This is a genomic window from Buttiauxella agrestis ATCC 33320, from assembly GCF_000735355.1.
GTDB classification, from domain to species: domain Bacteria; phylum Pseudomonadota; class Gammaproteobacteria; order Enterobacterales; family Enterobacteriaceae; genus Buttiauxella; species Buttiauxella agrestis.
The window spans coordinates 1-12,189 of sequence record NZ_JMPI01000025.1; the positions used below are offsets into that span (position 1 = coordinate 1).

General features: G+C 54.2%; 9 protein-coding genes. 3 read left to right on the forward strand and 6 right to left on the reverse strand.

Annotated features, from left to right (window positions below):
* The 6 genes from GBAG_RS08765 to GBAG_RS08790 all read right to left on the reverse strand — a co-directional run.
* Positions 1-1,842, reverse strand: a 1,842-nt coding sequence (locus GBAG_RS08765; protein WP_034495114.1) for an ABC transporter permease, incomplete at its 3' end; no start/stop codon positions are given.
* A 65-nt stretch (positions 1,843-1,907) separates the two neighbouring features.
* The gene (locus tag GBAG_RS08770; protein ID WP_034495116.1) at positions 1,908-2,939 is read right to left on the reverse strand and encodes an ABC transporter substrate-binding protein; all 1,032 of its coding nucleotides are present in this window, start codon (positions 2,937-2,939) and stop codon (positions 1,908-1,910) included.
* 9 nt (positions 2,940-2,948) lie between these two features.
* Positions 2,949-4,292 carry an MFS transporter family glucose-6-phosphate receptor UhpC gene (uhpC, locus tag GBAG_RS08775; protein WP_034495118.1) on the reverse strand — a complete coding sequence of 448 codons (1,344 nt, stop codon included), beginning with the start codon at positions 4,290-4,292 and terminating at the stop codon, positions 2,949-2,951.
* An 87-nt stretch (positions 4,293-4,379) separates the two neighbouring features.
* Positions 4,380-5,921: an MASE1 domain-containing sensor histidine kinase gene (locus GBAG_RS08780; RefSeq protein WP_034495120.1), complete on the reverse strand. Its 1,542-nt coding sequence runs from the start codon at positions 5,919-5,921 to the stop codon at positions 4,380-4,382.
* Positions 5,922-6,551 (reverse strand): response regulator transcription factor, encoded by a 630-nt coding sequence (locus GBAG_RS08785; RefSeq protein WP_034495122.1) that lies wholly within the window; start codon positions 6,549-6,551, stop codon positions 5,922-5,924.
* 707 nt (positions 6,552-7,258) lie between these two features.
* Entirely contained in the window at positions 7,259-8,116 is an 858-nt protein-coding gene (locus tag GBAG_RS08790) for a LysR substrate-binding domain-containing protein (RefSeq protein ID WP_034495124.1), read from the reverse strand.
* A gap of 122 nt (positions 8,117-8,238) precedes the next feature.
* Here GBAG_RS08790 and GBAG_RS08795 point away from each other — a divergent pair, with 122 nt between their 5' ends.
* From GBAG_RS08795 to GBAG_RS08805, 3 genes are all read left to right on the forward strand, one after another.
* Positions 8,239-9,408, forward strand: coding sequence for a pyridoxal phosphate-dependent aminotransferase (locus GBAG_RS08795; protein ID WP_034495126.1), 1,170 nt, complete (start codon positions 8,239-8,241; stop codon positions 9,406-9,408).
* A gap of 12 nt (positions 9,409-9,420) precedes the next feature.
* The gene (locus GBAG_RS08800) at positions 9,421-10,197 is read left to right on the forward strand and encodes a transporter substrate-binding domain-containing protein (RefSeq protein WP_034495128.1); all 777 of its coding nucleotides are present in this window, start codon (positions 9,421-9,423) and stop codon (positions 10,195-10,197) included.
* A gap of 232 nt (positions 10,198-10,429) precedes the next feature.
* The gene (locus GBAG_RS08805) at positions 10,430-12,085 is read left to right on the forward strand and encodes a glucan biosynthesis protein D (RefSeq protein WP_034495130.1); all 1,656 of its coding nucleotides are present in this window, start codon (positions 10,430-10,432) and stop codon (positions 12,083-12,085) included.
* Positions 12,086-12,189 lie beyond the last annotated feature (104 nt).

Sequence of the window (12,189 nt, forward strand, 5' to 3'; positions counted from 1 at the left end):
CGCGGATAAAATCGCCGGGCGCAGCAGCGGCAGCAGAATGTTGATAATGGTGCGCATCGACCCGGCACGCAGGCTCAACGAGGCCTCGTCGAGTGATTTGTCGATTTGCCCAAGCCCGGCAATACCGGCACGAATCCCCACCGGTACGTTACGCATCACCATCGACATAATCACAATCGCCGCCGTTCCGGTCAGGTAAACCGGGGCGCTGTTAAATGCCAGGATATACGAAACGCCCGCCACGGTGCCTGGAACGGCAAAGCACAGCATGGTGGTGAACTCGATAGTCTTTTTGCCGCGGAACTGCTGGCGCACCACAATCCAGGCGATCAACAAGCCGAAGAAAGCGGTGATGGGCGCGGCAATTCCGGCGTACAGCAGGGTGTCGAGCAGTGAAGGCCATGCGCCATCGCTCATTCCCTGGCCAAACAGCTTGATGAAGTTATCGAAGGTCAGCGTGTAATCCACGCCCCAGTTGACGGTGAAACTGCCGTAGAAAATGCTGCCATAGAGCAGGGCGTTAAAGGCAATCCACACCGCTAATAACGCGACCACCGCCCACACCAGCGTCACAGGTAACGGCTGTACATCGCCACGGTTGGATTTACCGGAAACGGTGACGTAGGAACGTTTTCCAATCCACATGTACTGGATGCAGAATACCAGCAGCGAGAACAGCAACAGGAACGCGCCTAGCGTGCTGGCGGCCTGGTAATCAAGCTGCGAACCGGTGATGTAAAAGTAGATTTGCGTGGCGAGCACGTCGAAGTTGCCGCCTAACACCAGCGGGTTACTGAAGTCCGCCAGCGATTGCACAATCACAATTAAAAAGGCGTTTGCCAGCGCCGGTTTCAGCAGCGGTAAAAACACCCCTTTGAACGTTTTCCAGCGCGTCGCACGCAGGGTATAAGAGGCTTCTTCCAGCGACGGGTGAATAGTTTTAATCGCGCCGTCGAGGATCATAAAGGCCATCGGCGTGAAGGCCAGAACCTGCGCCAGCCAGATGCCGGTAAAACCGTACAGCCAGTTGGTGTTGGTCAGCCCGAACCAGTCCACCATCAACTCAGTCACATAACCCGAGCGCCCCATCATCAACGTGACGCCCAGCCCGACCACAAATGGCGGCGTGACGATCGGCAGTATCGAGAAGATACGGCCAATAATCGCGCTGCGTTTGGCGATGCGAGTGGTGTAGATCGCCAGCACCAGACCGAAGAACGTACAGCCGATCCCCACCGCAATCGACAGCGCGATGGAGTTGATAATCACCTGAATGATATGCGCCTGGCTGAGTACCGCCATAAACGCCAGCGGGGCAAATTCCCCGGCATCATTGGTAAACATCGGAATGAAAATGGCGACACTCGGCCAGACGATAAACACGCCAATCAGCGCCACAATCGTCACCAGCGAACCAATCACAAAGCTGTCGCCACCCAGCCATTCGAGGCGGGTCAAGGCGAGTGTGATCACCATGCCGAGGGCGATAAACAGCACGATAGTGGCGTAGCCCATACCGCGCTCGGTTATGGTTGCGCTGATGACCACAAACGCCATGCAAAACAATGCCCAACCGGCGTCAAAGTAGTGGCGCTGGCGCTTTTCTGGCCCCAGTTCATTGAACGGGCGCAGCAGCAACAGCGAAGGCAAAACGTACCACAGCAGGCTAATATTGATGCCCGACCAGCTATAAGCCGCGATCAGTTCTTCGCGGGTCGATTCAAACAGGCCGTAATCCAGGCTCCAGCTTGGCAACAGGGCGAAAGCCAGCCAGCAAAGCGCCACCCACCAGAGAATAGCGTCCCGCAATCGCTGCGTACGCAAAAGTAAAGTTTCAGACATAAGTGCCTCATCGGCCGAAAGAAAAAAGAGGAACAGGTGACGTGACAATGTCACCTGTTGATGGGTTAGTTACCCATTTTCACTTCGCTAACCCATTTATTGATCAGCGCTTTACGCATGTCGGTCGCACCGTATTTATCCATGTCGTAGTTGATCAGTTTCAGGTCATCGAGCTTGAGCGACAGCGGGGAGCTTTCAGCCGTGGTGTTGGTCAGAATTTGGTAAGACTTGCCTTTTTTCCAGGAGAGTTCCTGCGCTTCTTTGGACAGCACCCAGTCAACGAACAGTTTGGCGTTGTCCATGTTGCGTGCGCCTTTCAGAATGCTGACACCGCCGATTTCATAGCCGGTGCCTTCGCATGGGGAAATCAACTCCAGCGGCGCGCCGTTCTCTTTTTCCAGCGAGTAATCGTGCAGGAAGCCAATGCCGATGGCGGTTTCACCGCGGGCGGCGTTACGCGCCGGGGCGATACCCGATTTGGTGTACTGGGAAATATTGCCGTTGAGTTTTTTCAGGTAATCGAACGCCTGATCTTCGCCCCACAGTTGGGCAAATGTCGCCAGCGCGGTATAGGCGGTGCCTGAGCTTTGCGGGTCAGCAACCTGGATTTCGCCTTTATAGATTGGGTTGGTCAGATCTTTCCAGCACTTCGGCACCGGCAGGTTCTTCTCTTTCAGGCGCTGGGTGTTGACGCCAAAACCGAGAATGCCGATGTACACCGCCGAGGAATAGTTGCCTTTGCGTTTAGCCGGGTCCTGGAACTTCGGCATAATTTGCGCAAGATTGGCTGACTTGTACGGCTCCAGAAGATCCATTTCCCCCGCCTGAGATTGTGGGTCCAGCGTGCCGCCGTACCACACATCGGCCTGCGGGTTTTTCTTCTCGGCATCGACTTTCGCCAGCGTGCTGCCAGAACCGTTGCGGATAAACGAGGTTTTTACATCGTATTTTTCGCCGAAGGCTTTGGTTTCGGTTTCACACATTTCGTTGGTGGCGCTGCAATACACCACCAGACGGCCTTTGGCCTGCGCGGCACCGGACAGGGTAGCCAACGCCACACCCGCAGCAACCAGAGAAGAGAGCACGGTCAGTTTCATATTATTATCCTATTTGTCCTGAGATAAAGGGTCCTGAGGTAAGGTCACTGCCGGGTCCATGGCACCAACACTCCTGTCTTGCGCGCTGATGCCCGCCATGAGCAGGGGCATCAGCAAAAATCCAATCAGTGCGGCGGCCACGGTTAATAACGCGAACATCCCGGACCAGCCGTAACGCTCAATCACTTGCGACAGCGGCCATCCCGCCAGTGCCGCACCCAGATAGGCAAATAAACCTAAGAATCCCGTGACGCTACCCGCCGCCTGTTTATGGCTACATTCCACGGCGGCAAGGCCAATCAACATCTGCGGGCCAAAGACAAAAAAGCCGATGGAAAAAAAGCACACCGCCAGCAGCGCGTAGTGGTGAACCGGCGATAACCACAGGGCGGCAACCGAGACAAACAGCCCGAGTGCGAACAGTAAAATCATCGGCCCGCGCTGGCCGCGAAACAGCAAATCTGAACCCCATCCAGCAAACAGTGCGCCCAACAATCCACCCATTTCGAACAGCATCACCGTGGCGTTGGCGCTGAGTAAATTCACGCCGTGGCTTTCATAAAGCCAGATGTTGCCCCAGTCGTTGAGCGCGATACGAATCAGATAAACCAACACGTAACTCACGCCGAGTAGCCAGATCATCGGGTTTTGCAACACCGTGCTGCGAAACATTTGCCACTGCGGCATCGGCGGACTGAGCTGTTGCTGGCGCATTTCCAGCGGGTCATGTCGCCAGACGCCGACCGGGGGTAATCCCAACTCTTGCGGCGTGCCGGTTAAGCTGCGACACAGCCAAATGCCAATCACGATGCCGATGGCACCCGAAACAAACAACGACGCCTGCCAGCCGAACCACAGCGCCATCAGCGCGGAAATCAGCGGAACGGCAGCGCCACCGAGGTTAATAGAGGTATTCCAGCAGCCCCACCAGAAACCGCGTTCGTTACGCGAATACCAGTGCGTCAACAACCTCGCGCATGGCGGCCATCCCCAACCCTGGAAGAAGCCGTTCAAGGTCCAGATAATCAGCAACATCGGCAGGTTTGTGCCGAAGGCAAAAAGAATGTTCAGTACTCCGGTTGCCAGTAATCCCGCGCCCATAAACCAGCGAGCGCCCTGGCGGTCGTGCCACAATCCTGCTGCAAATTTCGACAGGCCGTAGGAGAGATAAAACAGCGTGCCTAATAAGCCGATATCGCCTTTACTTAACGCCAGATCGACCTGCATTGCCGGGAGCACGAAGCTGACGCTTTTGCGCGTCAGATAAAATGCGGCGTATCCCACGACCATCGACAGCAGCAAACGTGGGCGCCAGTAACGGTAATCACGACCGATAGTTTGCTCGGAAATCATGCTCGCCCTCCGGGTTGAAATGACTATAGAAAACGCTGAAAGAAAGGGGATGAGACAAGGTTTTAGCCAACCAGGAATTATTCCTGGTTATCCCTGTTTTTGTTCAAAAAGTGTGGGCAGGTTAACAATTACACGTGTACCGGACTGGCTTTCGAGCTGCAAATCTCCGCCTAAGGCGTGGATCCTCTCGGCAATTCCCTGCAAACCGTGGCCGTTATGGGTAGTGCCGCTAAAACCAATCCCATCGTCTTTGACTTCCAGGCGCACGCCTTGTGGTTGTTGAGTTAAAGAGATTTCAATCAGGCTGGCATCGGCGTGCTTGAAGATGTTGTTCAACAGTTCCTGCACCAGACGGTAGAGCGTAAACACCACCGGGTCGCTGGTCGGCTGGCCGGGTAAATCGTAGTGAAAACGGCAAGTAATTCCGCGCTCGGCAAAGGCGAACTCCTGCATCAAGTGATGCAGCGCTTTATCGAGAGAAATTTCGTCTAAAACCGGCGGGCGAAGCTGGCGCAACAGGTGGCGAGTCGAGTGGTGGATTCGTTGGGCAAGCTGGTTGATTTGCTCGGCGGCGAGTACCGTGGCATCGCCGCTGGCGGTGCGTTTCACCAGCATCGACTGAATTTGAATCGCAGTAATATTCTGGCCAATTTCGTCGTGCAGCTCACGCGCCAGGTCTTTGCGCGTGTCCTCTTCGGTGTGCACCAGTTGTTCCATTAGCTCGCGCCGCGCCTGCAACTCAATCTCAAGGCGTTGGCGATAACGGTGCAGATTATTGGCTAGATGCTGCTGGCGGCTTATCGCAATCCCCAGCCCAATCCCCAAAAGCGCCTGCGTTGAAAGGAACAGTTCCATCTCCATCAGGCCGTTAAAGCCGCTGCCAATTTGCCGGGCGATGGTAATCATCATGCTGCCGAGAAGGGCGGCCAGCACTCCGCCTTGCCAGCCAAATTTGTAGGCCATCACCACGTTAGGCAAAAACACCACAATCAACAACAGCCGCTCGATTTCTGGCGACACTACCATTTGTGCGCCGACGCCGATAATAAAAAACAGGCTGCACCAGATGAGCAATGAAGTGCGAAGCGGCGGATTCGGCGTTTCCTGCGCCAGCAGGCTTTCCAGGTGTTGCTGACGCAGATATTCATAAATCAAATAGACGAAGGGCGTCAGTACCACGCCGCCGGTAAACGCCGCCAGCAGCGTTTGAGATGGAGTGCTCGAAAGAAAAGGTGTCAGCACTAATGTGTGCAGTAGCGCATCGCTGGTAATCGCCGCCATTAACAGTGAAAGTCGCTGCCAGTAAAGCGTGTAACGGTGCCAGTAATGTTGAACAACCAGAGCGGGGACGGCGCTGAGGAAAGGCGAGAGTAGCATTACCGGTTCGGTCATTAATTGCTGTTGCCAAAGCCCGCCGAGCAGGCCCAGCACCGGAATAAACAGCGCCGGCCAATAGCGGCGATGCAGCAGAATCAGCAGTGCCAGATGCACGCCTTGCGGTAGCAACAGCGTGGCTTGCTGACCGTTATCGGTGAGATAAAAACTGATCGTCCAGAGTGCAAGCCAGGTCAAACCCCAGGCGAAAACAATAAACAGCGATAACAGCAGATGACGCCACAAACGAGACATTTAGTGCCCGGCTAACAGTTGGTGTTCGAGGGCAAAATGCACCAGGTCGATAGTGCTTTCGCATTGCAGTTTGCCGAGGATATTAGCGCGATGAACATGCACTGTTTTGTGGCTCAGGTTGAGTTGCTCCGCGATGTGTTTCACGCTTTCGCCTTTGACCAGGAGATCGAAGACTTCATGCTCGCGCGGCGTGAGAACTTCCAGCACTTTGGCGGGCTGGCCCGCATGGCGCAACGCTCGCAGGGCATCAGCACACAAATAATGCCCGCCCATCCCGACGGTACGCACCGCCTGCACTAACTCTTCCGGGCCGCAGCGTTTGGTCAGATAACCGCTGGCCCCGGCGTCGAGCGCGCTTTGCACAAAGGCGGTGGTGTCATAAATGCTCAGAATGATGGCGCGAAATCCTGGACGCTGCTGGCGCAGGCGTTTAAGCAAACTCAGCCCATTTTCGTCCGGCATCGCAACATCAAGCACCGCGACATCGGGCTGGTTTTTTATCAACGCAGGAAATGCTTCGGCGGCGCAGCTGTATTGGCCCACGATTTTGATATCGTTTTCAAGGCTGAGTAACTGCGCAAATCCAGAGCGCACCACCACATGGTCATCAACTAAAGCAACGGCAATCATCGTTCTGCTCAATAAGGGGAGTCTGGCGACATCATGCGTGTGAATCTATTCCTTGCAATGGAGATGTAGGGAATATGTTACGGGGGTAACAGAAATGGGGGCATGTCTATGCCGAGAACGGTGGTGTTCCGTTCACCTGAAGGTTATTCGATCCTTCATAAATCTGCGAACGGTGAACGTGCCAGGTGGATAACGACATCCCCCTGGCGACCCCGTCGTCCGGCAAATCAATCGCCGCAAGCGGTAAACCTCTATTTTGCCTCCGTGTCCGGGTCGGTTGCGATTCGTTCCAGACGATCGCGCCCTCCAGCCGTTCCTGACGGCTGGACCCGGCCACCTGGAGTCAAAATGGAGGCGATTGAAGCCGGAACCCAAGGTCAACGTCAAAACCGAAAGACCACACCGAGCTGGTTTTGACCTTGTCCCCGGCTTCAATCGCACCGTTTTTCACCCTTCATTCGGGGTCACGTGGCCGGGAGCCACGTGAGAGAGCGATCGTCGGGAACGAGTCGCGAACGGCCGCGAATGTTGGGTGAAAAACGGTGTTTACCGCGCAGCGGCGATTGATTTGCCGGGCGCCAGGATTGTCAAGGAGAGGGCGTTCTCTTCTTGACACGTTCACCGTGCACTGGAATTTATGGGATCGAATAACGTTCTGGTGAACGGAAAATCACCACGTCGATATAGATAGATCGCTTAACTGCCAGCTAACTTACCGCCAATAACCCCCGCTTAAACGCCTCAAGCCCCGCGTGGCTTTCCTCCCCTGGCCGCAGCGCCAGGCAATAACACGCCCCCGTCTTCACGCTGCCCGCGAACGGCTGCACCAACCTTCCACGATGCAAATCCTCCGCCACCAGCGTGGAATCGGCAATCGCAATGCCAAAACCCTGAATGGCGGCGCTGATGGCTAAGTCCATGGTGTCGAAGTGTTGATTTTTATTCATAACAGGCGGATGAGCCACGTTCTGGGCAAACCATAGCGACCAGTCCGTGCGATCGCGCGTCGGGTGCAGGAAGGTATAACGGCTTAGATCCTCAGGCGTTAACGTGTTTTCAGGTAATAAATGCTGGCTTATCACCGGCGTAAGGCGCTCCTCAAACAGCAACGTGCCGCTGGCGGAAGGCTTACCAAAAGTAATCGCCGCATCAAAGGGTTCGTTATTAAAGTTCACGCCATGTTCCACCGTCGTGGTCAATGCCACCTGGATATCCGGCGACACGCTTTCCAGTTGCACCAGTTTAGGCACCAGCCAGCGCATGGCGCAGGTCGGCGCTTTCAGGCGGATAATGCTTGGCTTGTGAGCGGCATCGCTCGCCACATTCAGCAGATGCTCGAACGCTTGCTGTAACTCAGGGAGCAGGGCGCTGCCTTGCGGCGTAAGATGCAACCCCCTGGCATGGCGGTCAAACAGGGAAAAACCCAACCACTCTTCAAGGGTGGAAATTTTACGACTCACGGCACCTTGCGTCAGGCAGAGTTCTTTCGCCGCGCGAGTGAGATTGAGATGCTTGGCCGTCACCAGAAAAGCATCAACCGTATTAAGGGGAAAATTGCGCCGCATGTCTGGTTACTCTCCGCTGAGCCATGAATTTTTTGCATGGCTATTATGACAACAATTCGGTTGTGGTCGCAACCTGTTACAGTTTGAATAGTTATGCAAATCGCGCATTCACAGGAGCGGCCATGACTATGCAAACCCCGGTGCAATTTCGTTCAAAATTACCGGATGTTGGAACCACCATTTTTACCGTTATCGGCCAACTCTCGGCGCAACATAACGCCATCAACCTTTCTCAGGGCGCACCAAATTTTGCACCGGACCCCAAACTTATCGCCGGTGTGACCAAAGCGATGCAGGATAATCATAACCAGTACGCATCAATGACCGGTTTCAGGCCGTTAAAAACGCTGATCGCAGAAAAGGTCGCCACGCTTTACGGCTCTCATTATGACGTTGACGATGAAATCTTAATTACCGCCAGCGCCAGCGAAGGGCTTTATTCGGCGATCAGCGGGTTAGTGCATCCGGGCGATGAAGTGATTTATTTCGAGCCATCGTTTGATAGCTACGCGCCAATTGTTCGCCTGCAAGGCGCGACACCCGTGGCGTTGAAACTGGCGCTGCCAGATTTCACCGTCGACTGGGATGAAGTGCGTGCTGCCATTACTCCGCGCACCCGCATGATTATCATCAACACGCCACACAACCCAAGCGGGCAGGTGTTCAGCGCCCACGATCTGGATATGCTGGCGGAACTGACGCGCAACACTGACATCATTATTCTTTCCGATGAAGTGTACGAACACATCGTGTTTGATGGCGAGCACCATCACGGCATGGCGACGCATCCGGCGCTGGCCGAGCGCAGCGTGATTGTTTCGTCATTCGGCAAAACGTTCCACGTGACCGGCTGGCGCGTAGGTTACTGCCTGGCTCCGGCTGAACTGATGAATGAAATCTGCAAAGTGCATCAGTTCCTGATGTTCTCAGCGGATACACCGATGCAGTATGCGTTTGCTGAATATATGGCGAACCCGGAAACCTATTTATCGCTGGCGGCGTTTTACCAGCGCAAACGCGATTTAATGCAATCATTGCTGGTGGACTCACCGTTTAAACTGTTGCCAAGTGCTGGCTCATTCTTCCTGCTGGCGAAGTTCGATCATTTCAGTGATGAATCTGACAGTGAAATGGTGAAGCGTTTAATCACCCAATACGGCGTGGCGACGATTCCGCTCTCCGCGTTTTATACCGATGGGACAGACAACAAATTGATTCGTTTGTCATTTGCGAAAGATGAAGCTACGTTACGTGCGGGTGCTCAGGCACTTTGCCAGGTTAAGCCACGCTGATACGAGGTCATAATGAAAAAAGTTTATGCGTTAAGTTTGTTGGTTGGGATGTGCGCTTCTTTCGCGGTATCTGCGGCAAGCGAGTTGCGCTACGGCGTGGAAGCCGAGTATCCGCCATTTGAAAGCCGTAATTCGGCGGGCGAACTTGAAGGGTTTGATATCGATTTAGGCAACGCGATTTGTAAAGCGGCGAGCCTGAAATGCTCATGGGTCGAGACATCTTTTGATGCGCTGATCCCAGGGCTGATGGCGAAGAAATTCGATGCGATTAACTCCGCCATGAACATCACCGAGCAGCGCCGTAAGAGCATTGATTTTACCCAGCCAATTTACCGTATTCCGTCACAACTGGTCGGGAAAGCGGACAGCGGTATGGAAGCCACTCCCACAGGGCTGAAAGGCAAAACCATCGGCGTTCTGCAAGGTTCCATTCAGGAAACTTATGCGAAAGAGCATTGGGAAAAACACGGTGTGACGGTGGTTTCTTACAAAGACCAAAATATGGCGTGGGGTGATTTGCTCAATGGCCGTATTGATGCCTCGCTGGTGATGTCGGCCGCAGGTCAGGCGGGCTTCCTGAGCAAGCCACAGGGCAAAGGTTTTGGTTTTATCGGCAAGCCGGTGAGCGACGATACAATTCTGGGAAGCGGTATCGGCTACGGTCTGCGTAAAGGCGATGAAGCCACCAAGAAACAGCTTGATGCGGCTATCGACAAAGTGCGTGCTGACGGCACGATTACTGCGCTTGCGAAGAAATATTTCCCGGGTATTGATGTCGCCGTCAAATAGGCAGACACCAAGCCGTTATTAGGTCGGATAAGCGTAGCGCCACCCGACAATGGGGTGGATGATGCATACGCTTATCCACCCTACAAACTCCCCCCTACAAATATTGCGTAAAGGTCTGTGTCTCTGATTGGTTTTTCAGTGATTTTTGTCTAGAGTGTGCGGTCTAGATTTTGCCGCTGTTCTGCCTCTCGTGGGGTGAAACACATCGACAATGAAGGACAATTTTTCAGGCATGAACCGCAGACGTTTTATCAAAGCCTCAATGGCTCTCGCCGCAGTCAGCGGCACTACTTCAATTGCCACGCTCTTCTCGCGCGCAGCCTATGCGAGCGAGTCTGAAATTGCCGATGGTCGCACCACTGAATTCGATTTCTCTGTGCTTCAGTCCATGGCTCATGACCTGTCGAAGCAACCGTGGGTTGGCAAACCGCGTCCGCTGCCGGATACGCTGGCAAACTTGACTCCACAGGCTTACAACGCGATTCAGTATGATGCTGAACACTCGCTGTGGAACAACATCGAAAACCGCCAACTTGACGTGCAGTTCTTCCATGTTGGCATGGGGTTCCGCCGCCGTGTACGCATGTTCTCCGTAGATGCAGCAAGCCATCAGGCGCGTGAAATTCACTTCCGCCCTGAGCTGTTTAACTACAACGACGCAGGTGTTGATACCAAACAACTCGAAGGTCAGATTGATCTTGGCTTTGCGGGTTTTAAAGCGTTTAAAGCACCGGAACTGGCGCGCCGTGACGTGGTTTCATTCCTCGGCGCGAGCTACTTCCGTGCGGTTGATAACACATACCAATATGGTCTGTCCGCACGTGGCCTTGCGGTAAACACTTATACCGATCAGCTCGAAGAGTTCCCGGACTTTACTTCGTTCTGGTTTGAAACGGCGAAAGCAGGCGACACCAAATTTGTGGTCTACGCGCTGCTCGACAGCGCCAGTGTCACCGGGGCATACAAATTTACTATCAATTGTGAGGCGCAGCGCGTGGTGATGGATGTCGATAATCACCTGTATGCGCGTGAAGATATTAAGCAATTGGGTATCGCCCCGATGACCAGTATGTTCGCTTGCGGCACCAATGAACGCCGCATGTGTGACACCATTCACCCGCAAATTCATGACTCCGATCGCCTGGCGATGTGGCGTGGTAACGGCGAGTGGGTGACGCGGCCGCTCAATAACCCGCAGAAATTGCAGTACAACGCCTATACCGACAATAACCCGAAAGGTTTTGGTCTGCTGCAACTCGACCACGAGTTTGCTAATTATCAGGACATTATGGGCTGGTATAACAAGCGTCCAAGCCTGTGGGTGGAGCCGCTGAACAAGTGGGGCAAGGGCACCGTCGGCCTGATGGAAATCCCGACTACCGGCGAAACGCTCGATAATATCGTCTGCTTCTGGCAACCGGAAAAATCAGTTAAAGCCGGTGACGAACTGGAATTTAAATACCGTTTGTACTGGAGCGGTTTACCGCCAATCCAGTCGCCGCTGGCGCGTGTTTACGCAACGCGTACCGGCATGGGCAGCTTCCCGGAAGGTTGGGCGCCAGGCGAGCATTTCCCGGATAAATGGTCGCGCCGTTTTGCGATTGATTTCATTGGCGGGGATTTGAAAGCTGCGGCACCGAAAGGTATTGAGCCGGTGATTACCCTGTCTAACGGCGAAGCGCGTCAAATTGAAATTCTGTATGTCGAGCCATTCGACGGGTATCGCATTTTGTTCGACTGGTATCCAACGGACGACTCCACCGACCCGGTAGATATGCGCATGTTCCTGCGCTGCCAGGGTGATGCCATCAGTGAAACCTGGTTGTATCACTACTTCCCGCCAGCGCCGGATAAACGTAAGTACGTTGACGATCGTATTATGAAGTAAAAGCTGAAGCCCCGCATTCGCGGGGCTTGTCACGTGGTGGATGACGCTAACGCTTATCCCCCCTACAACTGCCGTTCGTGATTCGTAGGTCGGATAAGCGCAGC